Here is a 21,298-nt window from a genome sequence, read left to right as displayed (position 1 = left end):
GACACCCCCCTCGCGTTTGTAACGTCGTCGCACGGGCCACCCCCACACCTCCCTCGCGTTTGTAACGGCGCGAGAGGGGGTGGGGGCCTCGGTCCGGTGCCGTGTTCGCGACGATCTCTCGCACGGGCGGGGCTTTCTCCGTAATCACGGCTCGAGAAGCGCGGTTTACAAACGCGACAGTGGTGTGTTCGTCTCTTCTAGCCCCTCCGTTCCCTTCGTTACAAACGCGAAGGGGGTGTGGGGGTGTAGAAGTGCAGGGATGGAAGAATGGGGATGGAGGAGTGTGGAGGGTGAGAAGCGTGGAGGCGGAGGGGGTCTCGGAGTAGAGGAGCGTGTGAGTGGAGAAGTACGTAGGTGTCGAAACAAGGGAGTGTCGATATGATATCAATACCGTGTCGATACGGACGTACTACTAGTTAACACACCTTACGTCATCCGTTACACCCCCCACAGCACCCTCTCCCTCGCCACCCCCTCCTCACGCTCCTTCATCACATACTCTATCCCAAGCAACCGAAGACGGGAGGAGGAAAACGAACGCGACGGTGCCGCCGGGAGCGTTTCTCCCGGTTCCTGCGCTGAAATCCTTCTACGGGCCGAATAGTCCGGTGTTACACCCGCGAGGCCACTCCCCCGGTGTTTAAGTGTCGTCCTCGATTCGTCTCTTTCCTACATGGTCCAGGACGAGACGAACAGGGACCCCCTCTTTCGCTACGACGACCCCGTCTTCGAGGACGAGGAGCTCCTCGAAATCAGCCACGTTCCCGGCCCCGACCGCATCGTCGGGCGCGACGAGCACATGTCGAAGGTCGCGAACGCGCTCAACCCCGCCATCTTCGGGAGCGAACCCTCCCACGTGTTCATCTTCGGCAAGACCGGAACCGGGAAGTCGCTCATCTCCCGGAGCGTCTCCGAACGCGTCGTCGCCGAGGCCGACCGAGACGACGTAATCGTCGAGTACGTGTTCGTCGACTGCGGCGAGCAGGACACCGAGACGGCCATCGTGAAGACCATCGGACAGGCCGTCAACGACCCCGACCGCACCGGCGTCTCCATCCCCGACCGTGGACTCGGCACCGCCGACTACTACAAGCGCCTCTGGACGGCCGTCGACGCCTGCACCGACGTAGTCATCGTCATCCTCGACGAGATAGACATGCTCCAGGACGACGAGGTGCTCAGGAAGCTCTCCCGGGCGGGCGAGAACCGGAGCCTCTCCAGTTCGAAGGTGGGCATCATCGGCATCTCGAACAAGATAGACTTCCCGGACGAGCTCTCCGAACGCGTCAAGTCGAGTCTCTCGCGGGACGAACTGGTCTTCCCGCCCTACGACGCGACCCAGCTCTCCGAGATTCTGGAGAAGCGCCAGGACGCCTTCCGCGAAGGCGTGCTGACCGACGACGTCATCCCGCTCACCGCCGCCCTCGCGGCCCAGGAACACGGTGACGCCCGGAAGGCTATCGACATCCTCCGCAACGCCGGCCGCATCGCGAAGAAGGAGAACGCGGAACAGGTCACCGAGGACCACGTCCGGGCCGGCAAGGAGAAAGCCGAGGCCGACCGCTTCAGCGAACTCATCCAGGGGGCGCCGACGCAGGCGAAGGCCATCCTCTACGCGCTGACGACCCTCACCGACAAGAACGACCGACAGGAGTTCACGACGAAGGTCATCTACAGCGTCTACGAGTCCGTCGCCGACGAACTCGACATGGCCGTCCTCTCCGAGCGACGGGTACAGGAACTGCTGAAGGAACAGGACTTCCTCAACGTCATCCAGTCCGAACGGAAGGGTCGCGGCCGGGGGAAGGGCCAAATCGGGAAACACCGCTTGCTCGAGGACTCCGCCATCGTCCGGAAGGTGCTGCTTCGGGACTCCCGGCTGAAGGAGTTGGCGTAGTCTCCGGCCTCCGGTCTTCAGTCTCTACTTCCCACACACCTCCGTTCGACAGGTCCGCAGACGGGACAAGACACTTATCACCCCACCGAGAGGCGCCGATATGCGCGTCCCCACACGTCGAATCGCCCTCCTGCTGGCCCTCCTCTCGCTCCTCCTCGTCGGCAGCGTCGCCCCGACGTTCGCGAGCACGCCACCCCAGCCAGTCTGCACCGCCTGCGGCGAGTCTTTTGAGAAACACGCCGCCTACGAGGACCTCGACTTGACCGTCGACCACAGCGTCGCCACCGTCGAGATTCACGACGACGGGTCGGCGACGTGGACCGTCGAGAACCGTGTCGACGAGAGCGCGGCCGCGCGGTTCCGTGACGACCCATCGCTCCTCGATACGGTCGCCGCGGACGCGGTGTGGAGCACCGACGCCGTCGACGCGACGGTCGCCGCCGAACGCCCGGTCGTCACGCTCCGCTGGACGGAGGGGGAGTACGCGAAGCGGACGCTCGGCGGCGCGCTCGTGGTGACCGAGTTCCACAACGACTGGGCCGGCGTGATCCACGACGAGCTCGGCGCCGACCGGCTCACCGTCGTCGCGCCGGAGTCGATGCGTGTCCGGCAGGCGGTCGACGGGGCGACTGTCGAGGGGGAGGAGTCGCGTCGGATGGTGCTCACCGAATACGAGCACGACGACGGGGTGCTGGTCACCTTCGCCCCGCGCGCCGCCCTCCCACAGCCGATTCCGACGGCGATAGCCGTCGCCCACCTCACCGCCCCGGTGTTCGCCGGGAACCTCCTGCTGTTCGTCGGGCTCCCGGGGGCGCTCTTCCTCGGCGGGTTCTGGCTCGTCTCGGCCGCCGTCGACCGCGTCCGCCCGTCCGAGTGGCTGAGCCGGGTTCGGAGCGGTCTCGGCCCCAGTCCGGTGGCGCTCCTGACCACCGCGGTGGGGCTCTGTTACCTCGCGTACTCCGTCCTCGCCGAACTCGCCCCGTCGGTTCTCGGCGGGGGACCGTCGATTCTCGGCGTCCCTCCGTCACCCGAAGTGGGTGCCGGGCTGACGGTCTTCGGCGGCTGGCTGGTGGTGCTGACCGCCCGCGAGGTGACGAGCTATCGGACCCTCGTCGCCGGGGTCGCGCTGTCGGCGGTCGCGACGGCTGGTTCCGCCGTGGCACTCAACGGCGGGTCGCTCGCTCGCTCGGTCGACTTCCAGGCGTTGCTCCTCCTCGCCGCCGTCTCGCTGGTTCCCGCCGGCTACGCGCTCGGTCGCGGCAGACGGCGACTGGCGGTGCTCACCGCCTTCGGTGGCTTCCTGCTCCCGATAGTCGTTCCCATCTCGCTCACGACACCGCTCGACCGGTTCACCTTCCTCGTCGTTCTCTCGGCCGTCGTCTACGGGGCGTCGTTCCCCGTGCTCGCCAGTCCGCTCCTCGCTGCGGGCACGTCGCTGGCCGGCTGGCGTACGACGGAAGCCGAGCCGACACGGCACGCCGACTGAGGCGGGCCGTCGTCGAGTCCAGTCGGCCCGGTCGGCTCTGTCGACAGTGGTGGCCGACAGAGGCGATTCGACGGGGCAAGACACTTACCACCCCACCGAGAGGCGCCGACATGCGCTCCCCCGTACGCCACACCCTCCTCGTCGCGCTCCTCGGCACCCTGCTCGTCGGAAGCGTCACGCCGTCGGTCGCCGCCCCACCGCCCGCGCCCGTCTGTGGCGCCTGCGGGGAGCCCTTCGAGTCGGCCGCCGACCACCGCGGGGTCGACCTGACCGTCGAGCGGAGCGTCGCGACCGTCGCCGTCCACGAGGACGGGTCGGCCACGTGGACGGTCGAGAACCGGGTCGGCGTCGACGCGGCGGACCGGCTCCGCGCGAACGCGACCCTCCTCGATTCGGTCGCGACCGACGCGGTCCGAAACGAGCAGTCGGTCGACGCCTCGGTCGCCGCCGACCGCCCCGTCGTGACCCTCACGTGGACACACGAGGAGTTCGCTCGGCGGACCCTCGGCGGTGCGCTCCTCACGACGGAGTTCCACCCCGGGTGGGCGTACGCTAACTACGACGGCCTCGGCGCGGACCGACTCACCGTCGTCGCCCCCGAGTCGATGCACGTCGACACGACGCTCGACGGGGGAACTATCGAAGACGGCGAGGCCGCCGAGGACGCCGGGGCCGCCGAAGATGGCGAGGCCACCGAGGACGGCGACTCCGACCGCGAGCCCGACCAGCGGACGGTGCTGACCGAGTACGACGACGAGTCCGCCGGATTCGTCGTGTTCGCACCCGACGCGGCGCTCCCCAGCCCGGTTCCGACGGCCATCGCGGTCGCGCACGTCGCAGGCCCGTTGGTGCTCCGGAACGCACTGGTGTTCGTCGGGGTTCCGGTCGCGGTCTTCGGGGCGGTCACCGCGGCGGTCGCGCTCGGCCTCCGGCGGGTGGGTCTCTCGACCGGAACCGACTCGTCCCCCGTCGACCGGGGTGGGCATCTCGTCGCCGCCGCCGGTGGCCTCCTCGTCGTCTACTCGGTCGCGACCGGGAGCGTCCCCGTCGTGGTCGGCGTCGACCCGCCCGCTCTCGGTGCCGGCGTCGGCCTCGTCGCCTTCGGCGGGGTGCTCTCGTCGGCCGCCGGTCGCTCCCGCGCGAGCTACTGGAGTCTCCTCGCCGGGGCGCTGGTCGCGACGGGTCTGGGTGCGAGCGTCGCCGCGGCGGCCGCCTACGCGGGCGGGAGCCTCACTCGGTGGTCGCTCGGGTCGTTCCCGTGGCTCCTGCCGGCGTTCACGCTGGTGCCGACCGGGTACGCTCTCGCCCGCGGCCGAATCCGGCTCGCGCTCGCCACCGCGGCCGCCGGGTTCGCGGTACCGATGGTCGCGACGGCGCCGCTGACGACGCCTGTCCGGGGGTTCAGCCTGCTGTACGTCGGCGTCGGCGTCGTCGCCGCCGTCGGGTTCGGACTGCTCGGGGTCCCGCTGCTCGTCGCGGGTGCGTCGCTCGCGGGTGGACGACCCGGCGCGTCGGAGCCGGTCTCCGGGGCCGACTAGTTCAGAGGTCGAGCGGCCCGCGCTTCAGATACTCCCGCATGAGCACGGTCGCGTACGACCCGCTCGGCAGTGCGAACCGGAACGACGGGGCGTTCTCATCGCCGGCGACCGTCAGGTCCGTGCGCAGGAGAATCGCCCGTCGGGTGCCCGTCGAGTCGAACTCGCCCGGCAGGTCGAAGTCCGACTGGGACAGGCCGAGGTCGTCGAGCACCTCGCGTTCGATTTCGCCCGGCTCGCCGTCGGCGAGTTCGGTGTCGCGGCCGACCAGCGGCGCGGTGACGAACGCCCGACCGCGCTCGCAGTGGCGGGTCACCACGTCCACCCGCCCCGAATCGACGCGCTGTTCGCGTCCGGGGTCGGGGAGCGGCATCCCGTCGGGTGCGTCGCGGTCGGCGAAACAGACCACGTCGCCGGCGACGGGACGGTCGAAGGGGAGGCCGCGCTCGAGGCGCGCGGAGAGGATTCGGTTGTACGCGTACGACTGCGCGGCGTTGACGAACAGCCGCTGGAGATTCGACGGAACGGCTTCGAGTGCGTCGCGCCAGTCCTCGTCGGTCCCGCTCGCCACGTCGAGTCGGTGGAGCATCGACCGTTCGTAGCGCAGACGACCCGGCACCCGGTCGAGGGCCTCGGCCCAGTCCGGGTCGTCGCTCGCGGCCTGCTCCTCCACGAACGCTCGCGCTTCGCGGGTGTCGTCGGGCTCGTCCTCGTGGGGGTTGCCGACGTACGCGAGGACGGCGCCGCGCCAGTCGCCGCGGACGACGTGCAGGCCGACCTCGTGGGTGACCGGCCGGATGCTCCCGAAGCGTTGCTGGCCGAAGTAGTTCGGGAGCGCGACGGGGACCGGCTCGTCGCCGTCGAGTGCCGCCTCGGCGGCGGCGACCGCCTCGTCCTCCGTCATCCCGCCGAACGCGGCGAGGTCGGCGGTTACGGGGGCGACGTTCTCGGGCCGGTCGGGGTCGCGGACGGTGATTCCGAACTCGTTGCCGGCGAGGTCGCCGAAGCCGAGGTCGCGACCGGCGCGGCCGACGGCCTCGATGTCGGCGTGGTCGATTTCGGGGACGGCGTCGGCGTCGACACCGTTGACGGTGAACAGCTGGGTCGTCACCGCGTGCTTGTCCTTCGTCCCGGCCCACGCCACCCGCTCGCGGCTGACCCCCAACTTGTCCGACAGCCGGGAGGCGAAATCGTTGGTGTCCCACCCGCGCAGCGTCACCCGGAGGACGAGCCGCGAGTAGTTGCCCGGGTCGGCGTCGACGGGGGCGTAGTCGAAGTCCTCCACCTCGCGGACGCGGAAGTCCTCGGGAGTGTCGCGGAGGCGGCCGCCGATGCCGTCGGCGTCGCTGACGTAGTGGTCGATACCGACCGCGCGTTCGAGCGGGTGGGCCTCACGCATGGTTCGTCCCTTCCGGAGGACTCGTGTCCTCCGGTCCGTTGGTGACCCTTGGTCCGCCTCGGCGCCGCCGTACCCCACGCCGCTTCCCGTCTGCGCTCATATTCGGACGTTCACCGACCGGCGATAAAAGCGGTGCTCTCCGCGACTACGGCCGAGAGGGCAGGCACGACCGAGCCAAGTGAGCGAGAGCGACCCGATGGCGGCGAGTACGAGCGAACTGCACGACCGCCGCGGCCACAAGGGAGAACCCGGACCGGTCCGTCTGGCCCGCTACGATGGTCGACGACTCACCGACGGAGGAACGGCAGGTACCGATCGACACGAACGTCATCGCGCGTGTCGCCGAGGACGCCGACCTCTCGGAGTCGGCGCTCCGGGACGCCCTCGCGGTGCTCGACTCGGAGCTGCGGGGTCGACACGCCGAACTGGAGCGAGACCGGACGTACGTCACGACGGACGACAGACGGGCCTACGCCGCCGACGACGGTCTCTGGGAACGACTCACCGCGGGGATGTCCTTCGACGACGGGACCGAGCGGGCGGTACGCGACGCACACCTCGAACAGGCGCGCCTGCTCGACGCCGAGGCGGTCGAGGAGGCGGACTTCGGCGAGGGAGCCGTGGTCGTCGGCGTCGACACGGCCGAGGAGATGACCTGACCGGACGGCGCCGACGCGCCGAACGCGGAAACATCACGACCAGCACGGAGCCACGGCCGGACCGGAGCCGGAAGCAGGTGCCGACACACACTCCACTCTAGCATGGGAGGGAGGTAGTTGAAGCGGGTCCTGACCGTTGCCCTCGGGACGAGGACCGACCCGCCGCAAACGATGCCTACGAACCACGAACCCGAGGTCACGACCGAGGACCAGTTCGAAGAACAGCTCCGCCGACTCGTCCGGACCGCCGACGCGAACGGCGTCGACGTCCGAGGCGGGTGGCCAGTCGAGAACGGCAGGTCTGGCTGGGACCTCGAAATCGTCGAGACGTCGACCGGTCGTAGCGACGATGGCTACGGCTCCACGGCCACGAACGGCGTATCGCACACCCCCGCCGAGGAGTGAGCGCGCCTCTCGCCGCCGGCGCGGACCCGGACCCGGACGAAGATGAGCACGACGGGAAACGACGACGACGAGAACCTCGGCGTCGACGGCGTCGTGGGCGCCGTCAGAACAGCGAGAGGTCGCCGGTCACCTTGTCGACGATTCGCTCCGGACCCGGTCCCACGGCGAGCGCCGTGACCGTACCGGGGTCGAGCTGGGTGTGGCCGGCGTCCCGAACGATGGCGTGGGGGAGTCCCTCGCGCTCGGCGGCGTCGGCGAGGCGGAACAGCTCTTCCTCGCCGCTGGCTTTCAGCACGATCTTCTTCTGGCCGCTTCCTTTCCAGGCCCGGCGGTCCTTCGGGCTGGCATCCTCGTAGGCCGACAGCGACGCGTGGGCGACCTGCGCGGCGAGTTTCCCCTTTCCCATCCCGATGTCGGTTCGGGCGACGATGGCCTGTTTCATACCTCGAGTCGCCGTTCCCGGGGCAAAACTCCTGCCATCGCCCACGGCCCGACGGGACTCCTCGTCGCCCGATTTCGACGGGACTCGTCGTCGCCGTCCGCGCCACGAGAAGATACTTATCTGATTAGTCTCGAGCGCTGAACGTGCCCCGTACACCGCTCCTCCACCCCGGCGAGTACTTCGCCGAACGCCCGCCCGAAGACGACCTCCTCCGCGCCGCCGCCGTCGTCCTCCTCGTCGCGCTGGCGACGACCGCCGCGGCCGCCGTCGTCGGACTCACATTCGCCGAGCGCCTCGACTTCATGGTCACCGTCGACAACCCCGCACATACTCCCGAACACATGTGTGACGCCTTCGCCACGAGCGAGATGTCGACACCCTCGGGCTGTGGCGAGGACGTGCCCGAGACGACGCAGGTGAACTTCGGTCAGAAAGTGTGGGAGGAGTTCCGGGGCTTCCTGCCGCTCGTGTTCGTCGTCACGGTCGTCGCCTGGGTCGGTGCCGCGGTCCTCGCTCACGCCGCGACCGCGTTCGCCGACGGCGCCTCCGGGTCGTTCGCCGGCACGCTCGCCGTCTCCGGCTGGGCGGCCGGGCCGAACCTCCTCCAAGTCGCTCTCGGCACCGGGTTCGTCTACCTCCGCCTCCAGTCGCTCACCGTCCCCTCCGACCCGGCGGCGGCCGTCGCGAAACTGGAGACGCTCGCGACGTTCGGGAGCGGCCTCCCGATGGTCGCGGTGCTCCTCGTCGTCACGGCCTGGAAGGCGGTCGTCTGGTCGGTCGGCCTGCGTCGCGCCCGCGACATCAGCGCCGACGCGTCGTGGACTATCGCCGGGGTCGCCGCCGCGCTCGCGTTCCTCGGCGGGCTGGCGAACTGAACTCCCGCCGAGTCGCCCATTCTCTCCGCCCCCTGCGCCCCCAGAGCCACGTCCTCTTCGCTCTCTCCGTTCTCTCCGCTCTCTCCGCCTCAGAGCCCCGACCGCTCGCCCTCGACGCCGAAGGCCGCGGCGAACGCCGGCACCGCCGGGAGGACCGTCCGGACCGGCCCGCGGTTGAACGTCTCGAACAGTCCCCGTAGCTCCTCGACGGTCCCGTCGTCGACGCCGACACTCCGGAGGTCCTCGGGAGCGAGCCGTGGCCGATACGGAAGCGACGAGACGTAGTCGGCGGCGAGGTCGGTCGCCTCGGTGACCGCGCGCTCGAACGCCTCGCTCTCCAGTACGGGCGCCACGTCGTCCCACAGCCGCTCGAAGGCGCCCGGCCACTGCGCGAGACAGCGATAGACGCTCGGGAGCCCCTCGTCGAACCCGTGGAACGACTGGACCGCCTCGACCGTCCCCGAGAGGCCCTCGTCGAGGTCCGAGAACGGCGTCATCGTCGGCGACCGCGGAGCGTGTGCGCGGTCGCGGTCGAGCCAGTCGGGCAGCGGTGCCGTCGCGGCCCGGTCTTCGGCGGGGCTCTCGCCGACCGAGTCACCGCGAAGCGACCGGTCGACCGTCTCGAAGAGGACGGCCAGCCGCGGGACGACGACGTCGAACGTCGCGAGTTGACCCCGGAGTTCGGCGAACTCCGCCGGCGAGAGGTCGTGGTCGGGTTTGCGGTAGACGGGGAGGTCGGCGTCGCCGCCCTCGACCGCCGAGAGGACGGCGTCGCGCCACTGGAGGGTGAACGAACCGAACGCCCGCGTCTCGAAGGCCGGCTTGACCTGTCCCCAGAGGTAGCGCGTGAGGTCGGGTTCGTTGGCGAGGAGGGTGCGGAATATCCAGTTGACGACCGGGGCGCGGAAGGTGGTCTGTACGTCCTCGTAGAGGCCGCGCTTCCAGCCCGTCGCGTCGGCCTCGTAGAGTTGTCTGTCCGTGTCCATGGTTCGTTGTCGGTGTTGGGTGGCGCGGTGCTAAGTCGTTCGTGCCGATTCTCGTGGCTTACCGGTCCCGCCGTCCACGATATGTCGTCCGCGGTGACTCCCGGAAGCCCCACCCACGGTGGTCTGCTGGGCCGTCGCCGCTCGGCGGTCGGCTGTCGTCGTCCGGCGGTTGGCCGGCAGTCGTCGTTGAGTGGTCGGCTGTCGCTGGCGGCTGTCCGTTCGAGTCGTCGCCGCGCCATCCCGCCGGCTTCGTCCCCATCGACCGGGAACCTTTAGCACCTCCCGCGCCCGCGTTCGAGCAATGATACTGTCGGACGCCGACCTGCTCGGGCGTCTGGAGGCCGGCGACCTCGTCGTCGAGCCGCTGGACGACCCCGAGATGCAGGTCCAGCCCGCGAGCATCGACGTTCGCCTCGGGCGGGAGTTTCTGGAGTTCCAGCGCGCCAACATCCCCTGCATCCACCCGAACAGCGAGCAGGAGGTCGGCGAGTACGTCACCGAGACCGTCGTCGAGGAGGGGAACGAGTTCATCCTCCACCCCGGCGACTTCGTGCTCGGCACGACCAAGGAACGCGTCGAGATTCCGCCGGACCTCGTCGCGCAGGTCGAGGGGCGCTCCTCGCTCGGCCGCCTCGCCGTCGTCGTCCACGCGACCGCCGGCTTCGTCGACCCCGGCTACCGCGGGCAGATAACGCTCGAACTCTCGAATCTCGGAACCGCCCCGGTCGCGCTCACGCCGGGGATGCGGGTCTCGCAACTCGTGTTCACCGAGTTGAAGACGCCCGCCGCCCGGCCGTACGGCTCGGAACGGGGTTCGAAGTACCAGGACCAACGCGGGCCGCAGGCCTCGCGCATCCGCGGGGACCCGGAGTTCGAGCGCGGCAGGGGACAGGAGGCTGACGGGGCAGGTGTCGACGCAGACACCGACACGGACTCCGGGCCCGAGCCATGAAGTTCGTCGAGGAGATCGTCGTCGAGGAGTTCCTTCCGACGTTCCGCTCGATGCTCGCCGAGGACCTCCGCGAACGGGGGTTCACCCAGCGCGAGGTGGCCGACGCCCTCGGCATCAGCCAGTCGGCGGTGTCGAAGTACGCCCACGGCGAGGTGGGTCGCAGGGGGGATTTCCTCGACGACGAGCGGGTGCAGCAGCTGGTCACCCGCGTCGGAGAGGGGTTGGCTTCGGGCGACATGACGCCGGTGCAGGCGCTCGTCGAGACGGAGGTGCTCATCCGTCGGTTGGAGGAGGGGGACCTGCTCGCCGACCTCCACGCGGAGGCGATGCCCGAACTCGCCGGCGTCGACGCCGACTTCTCGGTGCACGACCCCGACAGCGCCCTCCGCACCACCGAGCGGGTCCGTTCCTCCGTCCGTCGCGGGCTTCGAACGCTCACCAACGCCTCCGGCTTCGCCGGGCTCATCCCCAACGTGGGTTCGAACTTGGCGGAGTGCCTGCCCGACGCGACCGACCTCGAAGACGTGGCCGCGGTTCCGGGGCGCATCTTCGACGTGAAGGGGCGGACGACCGTCCCCGGCGAACCGGAGTTCGGCGTCAGCGAACACGTCGCGGGCGTCCTCCTCGAGGCCCGCGCCGCCGGCGCCGACGTGGCGGCCGCGCTCAACGTCCGCTACACTCCCGAAGTGGTCGCCGCGTTCGAGGCCGCGGGGTACGAGACCGTCGCGTTCGACCCCGACGAAGCCGACGACAGCCACGATAGCGACGACAGCCACGATAGCGACGACAGCCACGATAGCGACGACGACGAGCGCGACGAGCGGGAGACCGACGCAATCGCCGCCGCGCTCGACGGTCGGGACCTCCCCGACACCTTCCTCCTGTACCAGACCGGCGGCTTCGGCATCGAACCCATCGCGTACGTGCTCGCCCCGGACGCCCCGACGGCCGCAAGAGTCGTCCGCGACACTCTCCTCTGAGCCGACGTGAGCCTGCCATGAGCGAACACCGGGAGCCGAGTTCGAACGCGGACGAGGGGAACGCGGGCGTCGCCGCCACGCAGTCGTTCTACACGCGCTGGGCGGCGCTGTACGACGCGGTCGCCACCCACACGCCCGGCGTCGGGAGCCTCCGGGAGCGCGCCGTCGCCGCGCTCGACCCCGCACCCGGCGACCTCGTCGTCGACATGGGCTGTGGCACCGGCGCCAACTTTCCGTCCCTCCGCGAGCGCGTCGGCCCCGAGGGGACGGTCGTCGGCGTCGACTTCACGCCCGGGATGGTCGCACGCGCCCGTCATCGAATCGAGCGCGAAGGGTGGGAGAACGTCCACGTCGTCCGCGGGGACGCGACCCGACCGCCGATAGCTGCGGCCGATTCGCTCTTCAGCTCGTTCGTCTCCGGGATGCTCGCCGACCCCGCGGCCGTCGTCGACGGTTGGTGTGACCTCGTCGGCTCCGGCGGGCGCGTCGGCGTCCTCGACCTCGGCCGGAGCACTCGGCCGGTCGGCCGCCCGGCGAACGCCCTCTTTCACGGCCTCGTCTTCGCCGCGTCGCCGTCGAAGCGCGGCGCGGTGACCGGCGCCGCCTCGGCGCTCGACGCCCGCATCGCCGCCGCCCAACGTCGGCTCCGCGAGCGCTGTTCCGATGCGACCTACTCGACGCACGCGTTGGGGTTCGCACGGCTCGGCGTCGGGACGGTCGATTGAGCCCTCGCCTTCGGAGTGCCGGTCGTTCTCGGAGTGTCGGTCGCCCTTGGAGTGCCAGTTCGACGACATGGCTCGGCCACGAGCTTTTCAAGCGACTCACGCGTCAGCCACCGGTATGGCAGGACTCATCCAGCGAACCGCACAGGCCATCGACGACATGTGGCAGTCCATCTGGCACGATTCGAGCACCACCGAGAAGGTCGTCATCGCCATCTTCCTGATAGTCACCGGACTCGCGATTCCCGTGATTCCAATCGTGTGGCTCGCCCGCATCGTCGCGCGGTAGAAGGCGCCGCTCGGTTCCCGAGGTCGGGTCCGACGGCTCCGACTCGACGGGCGAGTCGAACGCGACGGTCGGCGTCTGGCTACTCGTACGCCGGACAGCCGCCGGCGTAGTCGTCGACTTCGTCACAGGGCTCCTCGACGCGCAGGCGTAGCGGGTCGTCCACGACGCCGGTACGCAGGTCCGTCGGGAGTACCTCCCCATCGGGACCGTCCGGCCGAGTCAGCGCAAGGACCTCGACACGCAGGTGTACGTTCCCTCGGAGGCGACTTCGGTGCTGGCGACCATCGTGGAGGCGGCACCCGCGAGTCCGACCGTCGGTCGATAACTACTCGTCGGCCGGGAACCGCCCCGGAGACAGCCGGGACCGACTTCCCGGAACGGAGCCTACCGTCGGTCGACCATGCTCCGACGCGACGCCGATTCGACGGACGCTGACCCCACCGGCACGGACCCGACAGACACCGACCTCGACGGCCGGGTCGTCCTGCTTACCGGCGGCACCAGCGGCCTCGGCCGCGAGGCCGTGCTCGCCCTCGCAGACCGCGGCGCCTCGGTCGCGGTCGTCGGCCGGAATCGGGAGGCGGGCCGGGCGGTCCGCCGGGAGATCGACGCGCGAAACGGCGATGGCTGGGCGGAGTGCTACCGCGTCGACCTCGCCTCGCTCGACGCCGTACGCGACCTCGCCGCCGAGTTCCGCGACCGCCACGGCCGCCTCGACGCCCTCGTCAACAACGCGGGCGTCTACCGGACCGAGCGCACGGAGACCGAAGACGGCTACGAGACGACGTTCGCGGTGAACCACCTCGCACCCGTCCTGCTCACGCACGAACTCCTCCCGACCCTCGGCGTCGACGGACGGGAGGACGGGCCGCCGGGTCGGGTCGTCGTCACCGCCTCGGGGCTCCACCGCCGCGGCGACCTCCGATTCGACGACCTGTTTCGAGCGCACGAGTACGACGGCCGCGGGGCCTACGCCGCGTCGAAACTGGCGAACGTCCTGTTCGTCCGCGAACTGGCTCGCCGCCTCGAAGCCGAGGGGAGCGACGCCGTCGCGCTCGCCGCCGACCCGGGGTTCGTCCCGTCGACGGCGCTGAGCCGGTCCGGAAGTCTGCGGGCGCGGGCGGCGCTCGACCTCTTCTCGCGGCTCCCGTTGCCGTTCACGAACGACCTCGGAACGGGCGCGTCGGCGCTCGTTCGGTGTGTCGCCGACACCGAGCTCGCGAGCGATTCGGGTACGTACGTCGCTCCCGACGGTCCGACCGACCCCGCCGACCGCGCCCGCGACGACGCGGTCGCCCGCCGGCTCTGGGACGTGAGCAGCGGGCTGGTCGGCGTGTCGCCGGACGGGTGGGTGTAGTTCGACTCGTCGACGAGACCCCGCCCGGCGGTGGACGAACGCACGGTCGACGCTCGCCTTCCGGCAGGTCTTTAGCCGGTCCCGGATGAACGTTCGTGCATGAACGGAGTGCGAGTCGCCGGCGTCGGACTGACGAAGTTCGGCCGGCACTCGGAACGTACGGGCCGGGACCTGTTCGCGGAGGCCGCCCTCCACGCGATGGAGGACGCCGGCGTCCCGCGCGACGACGTGGAGGGGTTGAACTACGGGAACTTCATGGGGGCGCTGGCGGAGCACCAGGGCCACCAGGCGCCGCTGATGGCCGAAGCCGCGGGCCTCACCTGTCCGGCGACGCGCTACGAGGAGGCGTGTGCCTCAGCCGGCGTCGCGGCACGCGAGGCCGTGAAGTCCATCCGCTCCGGCGAGGCCGACGTGATTCTGGCCGGCGGGATGGAGCGCATGACGAACCTCTCGACGGCCGCGACGACCGAGGCACTCGCCATCGCCGCCGACGAACTGTTCGAGGTCCGACAGGGGATGACGTTCCCCGGCGCCTACGCGCTGATGGCTCGCGCCTACTTCGAGACCTTCGGCGGCGACCGCGAGGACCTCGCCCACGTCGCCGTGAAGAACCACGCGAACGCCGTGAGCAACGAGTACGCCCAGTACCAGCGCGAGATAACGGTCGAGGAGGCCATGGAGAGCGTCCCGGTCGCCGAACCGCTCCACCTGTTCGACGCCTGCCCCATCACGGACGGGGCGAGCGCGCTCGTGTTCGTCTCCGAGGCGTACGCCGAGACGCACGACATCGACGCCCCCGTCGCCGTCGTCGGCACCGGGCAGGGCAGCGACAACCTCGCGCTCCACGACCGCGAACACCTCGCTCAGACCCCGGCGGCCACGCGTGCGGCCGAGATGGCCTACGACGAGGCCGGCATCGGCCCCGACGACGTGGAAGTCGCCGAGGTCCACGACTGCTTCACCATCGCGGAAGTGTTGGCACTGGAGTCTCTCGGCCTGTACGAACCGGGCGAGGCAATCGGGGCGGCCCGCCGCGGCGAGACGACCCGCGACGGCCGGCTTCCCGTCAACCTCTCGGGCGGACTGAAGGCGAAGGGCCACCCCGTCGGCGCCACCGGCGGGAGCCAAATCGTCGAACTGACGCGCCTCCTCCGAGGGGACCACCCCAACAGCGACGTGGTCCCGGACGCCCGGGTCGGCGTCACCCACAACGCGGGTGGGACGGTCGCGAGTGCGGTCGTTCACGTGTTGGAGGTGGCGGAATGAGCGGCGACGATGCTTCTCCACGCGACGCCGGCTACGACGACTGGCTCGACGCCCTCGCCGCGGGCGACGGCTACTACCTCGCCTGCGAGAACGGCCACGGCTCGCTCCCGCCGCGGCGGGTCTGTCCGCACTGTGGCTCGTCGGCGCTCTCGGAGGTCGACCTCCCCGACTCCGGGAACGTCGAGACGTTCACCGTCGTCCACGTCGCCGCGCCGAGTTTCGTCGACGACGCCCCGTACGTCACCGCCGTCGTCGACTTCGGCGACGTACGACTGACCGGCGTCGTCCGCGACGTCGCCCCCGAGGACGTGACCGTCGGAACCGCCGTCGGCGTCGACGTGGGGACGAAGACGACCGACGGTGAGCGACTGGTCGTCTTCCACCCGCGCTGAGACGGCCGGTCGGAGCGACCGCCCCGCCACCGAACCGCCAGTTTTTCTACCGCCCCACCTATCGATGGGTTGTCATGGACGCCCAACACCGCGTGCGCGAGTTCTGCGAGACCCACGACGTGGACGGCCGCCCCGAGTTCCAACTCCTGGACCTGGCGAGCGAGGTCGGCGAACTGGCGAAAGACGCCTGCGAGTCGACCGACTGGGGGGAGAACCCGGACGACTTCGACCTCGCGACCGACGAGTTCGGCGACGCGCTGTTCTCGCTCATCACCGTCGCCGAATCGCTCGACGTCGACCTCGACGACGCGCTGGACGAGGCACTGGCGAAGTACGAGCGCCGAATCGAGGCGACCGGCGACGCGTCCTCGGGGAACTGACTCGGACCGACACCGACCGTGGCGCACGTGCCTGCGACGGACGCGACCGTAGCGGACGCGACTCCTTCCGGCCCACGCCCTTTCCCGTGTCGCGGGCGAAACGCGCAGGCATCATGCTCGGGAAGTACACGGTCGGCAAGAAGGCGCTCAAGTTCGGCTACAAACGCTTCGGGATTCCGGGGGCGGTCGCCTCCGGGGGGGCGGCGCTCCTCGGCTACCTGGCGGTGAAACGCGCGTTGAACTCCCGAGTCCGCGGGGGGAACGCCGAGTCCGCCATCGACCCCGACGCGGTGAAGCGGGTCGTCGACGAGAAGGGCGTGGGCGCCGTCACCGACCCGGGGACGCTCGACGAGGTCGTCGACGAGGACCGACTGGACACCGACGTCGACCTCGACGAGGTCAGCGACGACGCCGAGTCCGAGGCCGAGAATCTGCGCGACGAAGCGGACGACGCCACCGAGGGAACAGACGGAACTGAGGGAGTCGACGGAACCGAGGGTACCGACGGCGACGTTTCCTCCGGAAACTGACGGCTCGTCGGCCGCTCGCGCTCACACGCCGGCGAGTGCTCGCAGGCGCGGCCCGAGGCGCACTCCGTCTCAGGCGAACGCCCGGTTCAGTTCGCCGAGCACCGTGTCGGCGAACTGCTCGGGGAACTCGACGTGCGGGAGGAGCTTCGCGTCGTCGAAGACGACGAGTCGGGCGTCGGCGCGGTCCGCGAGGTCGCGTCCGTCCGAGAGCGGCGTAATGTCGGCCTCGCGACCCCAGAGGAACGTCACGGGGCAGTCCAACTCGGCGAGCGCGTCCCCGAGGTCGACCGCGGAGTTGAGGTACCCCGAGACGAACGACGCGGGGGCGTAGCGGGCGCCGGGCTGGTGGGCGGTGCGCCACTCGTAGTCCGTCCAGTCGCCGGTCGCCTTCTCCGGGTCGTAGTAGCCGTGGTCGGCGTTGAAGTACCGGATGGAGGGCTTCGACGTGATGGCGTCGAATGCGAGTTCCCCCAGAATCGGCGAGCGGAGCAACTCGCGGAGCCACAGCTTCGGCTCGGGACCGCCCGCCGCGGTGGGACAGACACAGACGAGCGCCGCGAGGTCGAGGTCCGGGGCGCTGGCGGCGACGTACGCGCTGGTCAGCGACGAGGCGAGGACCGCCGGCCGGTCGTACTGCGAGACGAAGTCGGCGACGAAGTCCTCGTACAACGCCGCGGAGTAGCGAAGCGGCGGTCGGTCGGACCGGCCGAACCCCGGTAGGTCGGGGGCGACGACGTGGTACTCCTCGGCGAGCGCGTCGAACACCGACCGGAACTCGCCGTTGGTGCCCGCGGCGTTGATGCCGTGCAGGAGAACGAGCGTCGGGTCGTCGGGGTCGCCGGCCTCGCTGTAGGCCACGTCGATGCCACGCCAGCGGTAGACGTGCTGGTCGCCGGACAGCCGCGGCTCCAGCTCGCCGGCCCGGGCTTCGAGGGCGCGGTCGAGGGCGACTGCGAGACCGACGCCGGCGACGCCGGCGGCGCCGACGGTCAGGGCGCGTCGAAAGCTCATGTTCGTGGAGACGGACGCCGGCGACTTATGCGTTGTAGGCGTTTTCGAAAAGCGCCTCGGCGACGGACGGGGGAGCGGACGAGAAGACAGGATACACGGAAGCCCCCGGTCGGTCGACTCGCGCGACTCGTTGCGCGCTTCGTTCACTCCCTTCGCTCGTTCACTCCAGTGCTTACGTCGTCGTGCTTCGTCGACCGACCGGCCCCTTCCGGAGCCCCACCCGACGCCGGACAGTCGGCCGGTCGTCGCTCGCTGCCCGCTCGGCGTGTCGTTCGTTCGGAGGCCACGCCGAGCGTCCGTCCCGTCGACGGGATTCCGAGACGACGCTACTCTCCGTCCCGCTCCTCCAGACACTCCCGGACCGGGTTCAGGAGCTCCTCGGCGACCGTGTAGGGGTCCGTCTCCCGGGCGTAGATGGCGTCGACGAACGACGCCATGCCGCCCTGTCGTCGAATCTCGCCCTCAAGCAGGCCGCCCACGTCACTACGCAGGAGCGCGCGAATCTCCTCGGCGTAGCGGGTGCGCTCCTTGGCTTCGAGTTCGCCGGAGCGTTCGAGGTAGGACAGATGGTCGGCGAGCGTGTCCGCGAGTTCCTCGATTCCCTCGCCGGAGGTAGCGACCGTCTCGACGACCGGCGGCGTCCAGGGCTCCGTCTCGGGGTCGTCGGCGCCGGCGTCGTGGTCGGTCGTGTCGCCGCCACCGTTCTGCTCGGCTCCGCCCCCGGACCCGTGGCCGTCCGGGTCGGACCCGGCACCGGCAGTCCCGTGGTGGCCTCCGGCGTCGAAGGAGTCCAGCACGCGCGGCTCGTCGCCGCGCATGTGAATCATCTCCTTCAGTTCGGTGACGGTGCGGGAGGCGCCGTCGAGGTCGGCCTTGTTGACGACGAACACGTCGCCGATTTCGAGGATGCCGGCTTTGAGCATCTGCACGTCGTCGCCCGAGGCGGGCTGGACGAGTACGGCGACGGTGTCGGCGGTGCGGACGATGTCGATTTCGTTCTGGCCAGCGCCGACGGTCTCGACGATGACCACGTCCTTGCCGAAGGCGTCGAGCGCGCGGACGGCGTCCGTCGTGGCCGTCGAGAGTCCGCCGAGAGTGCCGCGGGCGGACATCGACCGGAAGAACACCTCCATGTCGCCGACGTTGGAGGCCATCCGGATGCGGTCGCCGAGGACCGCCCCGCCGGTGTACGGCGAGGACGGGTCGACGGCGATGACGCCGACGGTCAACCCCTCGTCGCGGTAGTGTTTGGCGAGTTTGTCGACCAGCGTCGACTTCCCGGCGCCGGGACTCCCCGTGACGCCGACGACGTGGGCGTCGCCGGTGTGCTCGTGGAGGTCCGAGACGAGGTCGCGGTAGCCCGCCGAGCGGTTCTCGATTCGGGTGATGACCCGGGCGAGCGAGCGGTGGTGGCCGTCGAGGAGGGCGGCGACGAGGTCCGACTCGCTCGCCGACTCCGGTTCGGCGTCGGACTCTGCCGACCCGCTCATCGCTTCCCGGAGACGTTCTCCCGGACGAAGTCGATGGTCTCGCTCATCGGCGTCCCCGGCCCGAACACCTCCGCGACGCCCATCTCCTTGAGGTCGTCGCGGTCGTCGTCGGGGATGATGCCGCCGACGAGGACGAGGGTGTCCTCGAAGGCGTCGTACTCCTTCAGCCCCTCGACGACCTTCGGAACGAGCGTGTTGTGTGCCCCCGAGAGGATGGAGATGCCGAGGACGTCGACGTCCTCCTGCACGGTGGCCTGTACGATTTCGTCCGGCGACCGGTGTAGTCCGGAGTAGACGACCTCGAAGCCCGCGTCCCGGAACGCCCGGGCGATGACGTGGGCCCCGCGGTCGTGTCCGTCCAGTCCGACCTTCGCGACGAGGCAGCGAATCTGGCGCTGGTTCTGGTCCTGGTCCGCGCTCATAGGTGGGTCGTCGCCGCCGGAGCGTTTGATTCTAACGGAAGACCGGGAAGGACCGGCGGGGCGACTGCCAGGCGTGCGGTTGGACAGAGTTAACCCGCGGCTCGGCGACCCTTCGAGCGATGAGCGAGTCGCCGTCGTCGACCTCCCCGACTGCGTCCACCCCGCCCAGTTCGTCGGTGTCCTCGTCGTCGGCGGCGGCGGACCGGGTCCACCTCGTCCGCCGTGCCGCCGCGGTGTTCGTCGACACGGTCGTCGTCGCGGCGGTCGGGGGCCTCCTCGGCGGGGCGATTTCCCTCACGGTCCCGCCCGAGTTGGGCACTCCCTCCGCCTCGGTCGCCGTCGTCGCCGTCTTCTTCGCGTACTTCGTCCTCCTCGAAGGCCTCCGCGGGACGACGCCCGGCAAACAGCTGTTCGGCCTCCGAGTGGTCCGTCTCGACGGCGGGCCGTGTGACCTGCGCGCCGCCGCGATTCGGAACGTCCTCCGCCTCGTCGACTGGCTGCCGGCGGGCTACCTGCTCGGTGCGGTCCTCCTGTACGTTACCGACGACACCCAGCGGCTGGGCGACCTCGCGGCCGCGACCGTCGTGGTGCGGGCAGACGCGCAGTGAGTGGGGTCACACCGACCGCCGACGCAGAGCGACCGGGGTGACGACCGAAAGACTGGTGTGGTACGGTGTGGCGACTGTGAACGTGGCACCGTCCGCTTCGCTGACGTCCACGACCCTCGCCGTCGCCGCCGTCTCCGCACTCGTGGCGTTCACGCTGGGGAGTGCGTTCCACGGCGTCGGCTCGATAACCGGCGCGGTCGACGCGGCTCTCGCGAACCCCGGCGTCCCCCTCGCGGTGCTCGGCGGTGCGCTGGCCGTCTACGGACTCGACGCGAGAGCGGGGCGAGAGCGGTAGTGAAGGGGCGTAGCGAACGGAATCGTCGACTTCGACCGCCGAGGTCAGCCGATGTAGCGCAGGTCGTCGCCGGTCGGCATCCCCTCGTCGCCACCCTGCATCTCCTGAATCTTGCTGACGACCTCCTCCATCTCCTCGGCGCGCTCCTCGAGGGACTCGTAGTCCACCTCGAAGCCGAGGCGCTCCTGCAGCACTTCGAGCACCGCGCGGGCACTCTTGGGGTCGACGAGGTAGCCGCTGGTCTCGCCCATCAAACAGGCCGCCTTGAGGCCGCGGCGCTCGCCGAGACCGAGCACGAGCCCCGAGACGCCGACGATGCCGCCGGCGGGTTCGTCCTCGCGGAACTCCACGCCGGCCGCCTCCAACTCCTCCTTCATCGCGGCGTCGGTGACGGCGCCGAGGACGGTGTACTCCTCGTCCTCGATGAGTTCGCCGGTCGGGACGCCGCCGAGGGCGAACGCGCGCTCGACGCCGAAGGACTCGGCCACGTCGAGGAACGCGTCGGTGACGTGGTAGTGGCCGGCGTTGCTCTGGGCCTGGTGGTCGCCGGTCAGGACGAGCAGGTCCTGGCTCTCCGTGTCCCCCTCGCCGTCCGCCTCGTCCTCGTCGTCCCCGTCGTCCGCTCCGTCCGCTCCATCCTCAGCCGTGAGGTGAACGGCGTGGAACTCGGCGCAGGTGAGTTCGGCGACACCTTCGTCGTCGATGCTCACCTGTGGCGGGAACTCGTCTGCGTACACCCGGCGGACGAGTTCGCTCTCGAACTCCTCCAGCAGGTACTCGGCGGCGAGCTTCCCGACGTGGCCGACGCCCGGTAGCCCCTCGACCAGCACCGGCTCGTCGAGTTCGGGGTCGGCGATCTCGTCGATTTCGATGGACTCCATGGTCGGTACTCGCGGGTGCGGAACTTAAGTCGTCGTCGG

At 70.1% G+C, this 21,298-nt stretch carries 24 protein-coding genes; 17 read left to right on the top strand and 7 right to left on the bottom strand.

From position 1 onward, the window contains the following. The first annotated feature begins 673 nt into the window (after positions 1-673). From N5095_RS14655 to N5095_RS14645, 3 genes are all read left to right on the top strand, one after another. Positions 674-1,897 carry a Cdc6/Cdc18 family protein gene (locus tag N5095_RS14655; protein WP_267623694.1) on the top strand — a complete coding sequence of 408 codons (1,224 nt, stop codon included), beginning with the start codon at positions 674-676 and terminating at the stop codon, positions 1,895-1,897. Between the two features lie 100 nt (positions 1,898-1,997). Next, on the top strand, positions 1,998-3,383 hold the full coding sequence (locus tag N5095_RS14650) for a hypothetical protein (protein ID WP_267623692.1): 1,386 nt from the start codon (positions 1,998-2,000) through the stop codon (positions 3,381-3,383). A gap of 110 nt (positions 3,384-3,493) precedes the next feature. Beyond that, complete coding sequence (locus tag N5095_RS14645; RefSeq protein WP_267623691.1) at positions 3,494-4,921, top strand: hypothetical protein; 1,428 nt, start codon at positions 3,494-3,496, stop codon at positions 4,919-4,921. A gap of 1 nt (position 4,922) precedes the next feature. On the opposite strand, the gene truD is transcribed toward N5095_RS14645, so the two are convergent. After that, the gene (gene truD, locus N5095_RS14640; protein WP_267623690.1) at positions 4,923-6,317 is read right to left on the bottom strand and encodes a tRNA pseudouridine(13) synthase TruD; all 1,395 of its coding nucleotides are present in this window, start codon (positions 6,315-6,317) and stop codon (positions 4,923-4,925) included. Positions 6,318-6,592: 275 nt separating this feature from the next. On the opposite strand from truD, the gene N5095_RS14635 reads away from it, so the two are divergent. Next, positions 6,593-6,976, top strand: coding sequence for a DUF8048 family protein (locus tag N5095_RS14635; RefSeq protein ID WP_267623689.1), 384 nt, complete (start codon positions 6,593-6,595; stop codon positions 6,974-6,976). Between the two features lie 171 nt (positions 6,977-7,147). Then, positions 7,148-7,381 carry a hypothetical protein gene (locus N5095_RS14630; RefSeq protein ID WP_267623688.1) on the top strand — a complete coding sequence of 78 codons (234 nt, stop codon included), beginning with the start codon at positions 7,148-7,150 and terminating at the stop codon, positions 7,379-7,381. A gap of 103 nt (positions 7,382-7,484) precedes the next feature. Here the strand turns inward: N5095_RS14630 and pth2 are convergent, their stop codons facing one another. Then, positions 7,485-7,823 carry a peptidyl-tRNA hydrolase Pth2 gene (pth2, locus tag N5095_RS14625; protein WP_267623686.1) on the bottom strand — a complete coding sequence of 113 codons (339 nt, stop codon included), beginning with the start codon at positions 7,821-7,823 and terminating at the stop codon, positions 7,485-7,487. Between the two features lie 143 nt (positions 7,824-7,966). Between pth2 and N5095_RS14620 the strand changes: the two genes are divergently transcribed. Further along, positions 7,967-8,698, top strand: coding sequence for a Yip1 family protein (locus N5095_RS14620; protein WP_267623685.1), 732 nt, complete (start codon positions 7,967-7,969; stop codon positions 8,696-8,698). An 89-nt stretch (positions 8,699-8,787) separates the two neighbouring features. Here the strand turns inward: N5095_RS14620 and N5095_RS14615 are convergent, their stop codons facing one another. Next, positions 8,788-9,684: a halocarboxylic acid dehydrogenase DehI family protein gene (locus N5095_RS14615; protein WP_267623683.1), complete on the bottom strand. Its 897-nt coding sequence runs from the start codon at positions 9,682-9,684 to the stop codon at positions 8,788-8,790. A 301-nt stretch (positions 9,685-9,985) separates the two neighbouring features. Between N5095_RS14615 and dcd the strand changes: the two genes are divergently transcribed. The 9 genes from dcd (at position 9,986) to N5095_RS14570 (ending at position 16,552) form a co-directional block, all read left to right on the top strand. Then, a complete protein-coding gene (gene dcd, locus N5095_RS14610) occupies positions 9,986-10,636 on the top strand; it encodes a dCTP deaminase (protein WP_267623681.1) in 651 nt (216 codons plus the stop codon). Further along, positions 10,633-11,616, top strand: a complete 984-nt coding sequence (locus N5095_RS14605) for a thiamine-phosphate synthase family protein (RefSeq protein WP_267623680.1) — start codon at positions 10,633-10,635, stop codon at positions 11,614-11,616. The genes dcd and N5095_RS14605 overlap by 4 nt, the downstream gene beginning before the upstream one ends. Before the next feature lie 17 nt (positions 11,617-11,633). Beyond that, the gene (locus N5095_RS14600; protein WP_267623679.1) at positions 11,634-12,341 is read left to right on the top strand and encodes a class I SAM-dependent methyltransferase; all 708 of its coding nucleotides are present in this window, start codon (positions 11,634-11,636) and stop codon (positions 12,339-12,341) included. Positions 12,342-12,456: 115 nt separating this feature from the next. After that, positions 12,457-12,627, top strand: a complete 171-nt coding sequence (locus N5095_RS14595; RefSeq protein ID WP_267623677.1) for a hypothetical protein — start codon at positions 12,457-12,459, stop codon at positions 12,625-12,627. Positions 12,628-13,027: 400 nt separating this feature from the next. Further along, positions 13,028-13,984, top strand: coding sequence for an SDR family oxidoreductase (locus N5095_RS14590; RefSeq protein ID WP_267623676.1), 957 nt, complete (start codon positions 13,028-13,030; stop codon positions 13,982-13,984). A gap of 99 nt (positions 13,985-14,083) precedes the next feature. Then, positions 14,084-15,250 carry a thiolase domain-containing protein gene (locus N5095_RS14585; protein ID WP_267623675.1) on the top strand — a complete coding sequence of 389 codons (1,167 nt, stop codon included), beginning with the start codon at positions 14,084-14,086 and terminating at the stop codon, positions 15,248-15,250. Further along, the gene (locus N5095_RS14580; protein WP_267623673.1) at positions 15,247-15,642 is read left to right on the top strand and encodes a Zn-ribbon domain-containing OB-fold protein; all 396 of its coding nucleotides are present in this window, start codon (positions 15,247-15,249) and stop codon (positions 15,640-15,642) included. Before N5095_RS14585 ends, N5095_RS14580 begins: the two co-directional genes overlap by 4 nt. A 74-nt stretch (positions 15,643-15,716) precedes the next feature. Further along, positions 15,717-16,022 (top strand): MazG-like family protein, encoded by a 306-nt coding sequence (locus N5095_RS14575; RefSeq protein ID WP_267623670.1) that lies wholly within the window; start codon positions 15,717-15,719, stop codon positions 16,020-16,022. Positions 16,023-16,135: 113 nt separating this feature from the next. Then, entirely contained in the window at positions 16,136-16,552 is a 417-nt protein-coding gene (locus tag N5095_RS14570; protein WP_267623668.1) for a hypothetical protein, read from the top strand. Between the two features lie 69 nt (positions 16,553-16,621). On the opposite strand, the gene N5095_RS14565 is transcribed toward N5095_RS14570, so the two are convergent. From N5095_RS14565 to N5095_RS14555, 3 genes are all read right to left on the bottom strand, one after another. Continuing rightward, on the bottom strand, positions 16,622-17,563 hold the full coding sequence (locus tag N5095_RS14565; protein ID WP_267623666.1) for an alpha/beta fold hydrolase: 942 nt from the start codon (positions 17,561-17,563) through the stop codon (positions 16,622-16,624). Positions 17,564-17,889: 326 nt separating this feature from the next. Next, entirely contained in the window at positions 17,890-19,053 is a 1,164-nt protein-coding gene (gene meaB / locus N5095_RS14560; protein WP_267623665.1) for a methylmalonyl Co-A mutase-associated GTPase MeaB, read from the bottom strand. Further along, positions 19,050-19,475, bottom strand: a complete 426-nt coding sequence (locus N5095_RS14555) for a cobalamin B12-binding domain-containing protein (protein WP_267623663.1) — start codon at positions 19,473-19,475, stop codon at positions 19,050-19,052. Before N5095_RS14555 ends, meaB begins: the two co-directional genes overlap by 4 nt. A 119-nt stretch (positions 19,476-19,594) precedes the next feature. On the opposite strand from N5095_RS14555, the gene N5095_RS14550 reads away from it, so the two are divergent. Beyond that, positions 19,595-20,083 (top strand): RDD family protein, encoded by a 489-nt coding sequence (locus N5095_RS14550; protein ID WP_267623661.1) that lies wholly within the window; start codon positions 19,595-19,597, stop codon positions 20,081-20,083. Positions 20,084-20,165: 82 nt separating this feature from the next. Further along, positions 20,166-20,378, top strand: coding sequence for a hypothetical protein (locus N5095_RS14545; protein ID WP_267623660.1), 213 nt, complete (start codon positions 20,166-20,168; stop codon positions 20,376-20,378). A 44-nt stretch (positions 20,379-20,422) separates the two neighbouring features. Here N5095_RS14545 and N5095_RS14540 read toward each other — a convergent pair whose 3' ends face one another. Beyond that, positions 20,423-21,259 (bottom strand): PAC2 family protein, encoded by an 837-nt coding sequence (locus N5095_RS14540; RefSeq protein ID WP_267623659.1) that lies wholly within the window; start codon positions 21,257-21,259, stop codon positions 20,423-20,425. Positions 21,260-21,298 lie beyond the last annotated feature (39 nt).

This window comes from Halobium salinum, from assembly GCF_026586625.1.
In the GTDB taxonomy this organism is placed as follows: Archaea; Halobacteriota; Halobacteria; order Halobacteriales; family Haloferacaceae; genus Halobium; species Halobium salinum.
Note: the sequence above shows the minus strand (reverse complement) of the source record. Positions and strands in the feature narration are given on the sequence as shown.

What these genes read in the sequence shown, in the direction of transcription:
- N5095_RS14655 (WP_267623694.1), top strand. Translation starts at nt 674, where the DNA reads ATGGTCCAGGACGAGACGAACAGGGACCCCCTCTTTCGCTACGACGAC.
- truD (WP_267623690.1), bottom strand. Translation starts at nt 6,317, where the DNA reads ATGCGTGAGGCCCACCCGCTCGAACGCGCGGTCGGTATCGACCACTAC.
- N5095_RS14575 (WP_267623670.1), top strand. Translation starts at nt 15,717, where the DNA reads ATGGACGCCCAACACCGCGTGCGCGAGTTCTGCGAGACCCACGACGTG.
- N5095_RS14565 (WP_267623666.1), bottom strand. Translation starts at nt 17,563, where the DNA reads ATGAGCTTTCGACGCGCCCTGACCGTCGGCGCCGCCGGCGTCGCCGGC.
- N5095_RS14650 (WP_267623692.1), top strand. Translation starts at nt 1,998, where the DNA reads ATGCGCGTCCCCACACGTCGAATCGCCCTCCTGCTGGCCCTCCTCTCG.
- N5095_RS14580 (WP_267623673.1), top strand. Translation starts at nt 15,247, where the DNA reads ATGAGCGGCGACGATGCTTCTCCACGCGACGCCGGCTACGACGACTGG.
- N5095_RS14570 (WP_267623668.1), top strand. Translation starts at nt 16,136, where the DNA reads ATGCTCGGGAAGTACACGGTCGGCAAGAAGGCGCTCAAGTTCGGCTAC.
- pth2 (WP_267623686.1), bottom strand. Translation starts at nt 7,823, where the DNA reads ATGAAACAGGCCATCGTCGCCCGAACCGACATCGGGATGGGAAAGGGG.
- dcd (WP_267623681.1), top strand. Translation starts at nt 9,986, where the DNA reads ATGATACTGTCGGACGCCGACCTGCTCGGGCGTCTGGAGGCCGGCGAC.
- N5095_RS14630 (WP_267623688.1), top strand. Translation starts at nt 7,148, where the DNA reads ATGCCTACGAACCACGAACCCGAGGTCACGACCGAGGACCAGTTCGAA.
- N5095_RS14605 (WP_267623680.1), top strand. Translation starts at nt 10,633, where the DNA reads ATGAAGTTCGTCGAGGAGATCGTCGTCGAGGAGTTCCTTCCGACGTTC.
- N5095_RS14540 (WP_267623659.1), bottom strand. Translation starts at nt 21,259, where the DNA reads ATGGAGTCCATCGAAATCGACGAGATCGCCGACCCCGAACTCGACGAG.
- N5095_RS14590 (WP_267623676.1), top strand. Translation starts at nt 13,028, where the DNA reads ATGCTCCGACGCGACGCCGATTCGACGGACGCTGACCCCACCGGCACG.
- N5095_RS14585 (WP_267623675.1), top strand. Translation starts at nt 14,084, where the DNA reads ATGAACGGAGTGCGAGTCGCCGGCGTCGGACTGACGAAGTTCGGCCGG.
- N5095_RS14600 (WP_267623679.1), top strand. Translation starts at nt 11,634, where the DNA reads ATGAGCGAACACCGGGAGCCGAGTTCGAACGCGGACGAGGGGAACGCG.
- meaB (WP_267623665.1), bottom strand. Translation starts at nt 19,053, where the DNA reads ATGAGCGGGTCGGCAGAGTCCGACGCCGAACCGGAGTCGGCGAGCGAG.
- N5095_RS14555 (WP_267623663.1), bottom strand. Translation starts at nt 19,475, where the DNA reads ATGAGCGCGGACCAGGACCAGAACCAGCGCCAGATTCGCTGCCTCGTC.
- N5095_RS14595 (WP_267623677.1), top strand. Translation starts at nt 12,457, where the DNA reads ATGGCAGGACTCATCCAGCGAACCGCACAGGCCATCGACGACATGTGG.
- N5095_RS14635 (WP_267623689.1), top strand. Translation starts at nt 6,593, where the DNA reads ATGGTCGACGACTCACCGACGGAGGAACGGCAGGTACCGATCGACACG.
- N5095_RS14615 (WP_267623683.1), bottom strand. Translation starts at nt 9,684, where the DNA reads ATGGACACGGACAGACAACTCTACGAGGCCGACGCGACGGGCTGGAAG.
- N5095_RS14550 (WP_267623661.1), top strand. Translation starts at nt 19,595, where the DNA reads ATGAGCGAGTCGCCGTCGTCGACCTCCCCGACTGCGTCCACCCCGCCC.
- N5095_RS14645 (WP_267623691.1), top strand. Translation starts at nt 3,494, where the DNA reads ATGCGCTCCCCCGTACGCCACACCCTCCTCGTCGCGCTCCTCGGCACC.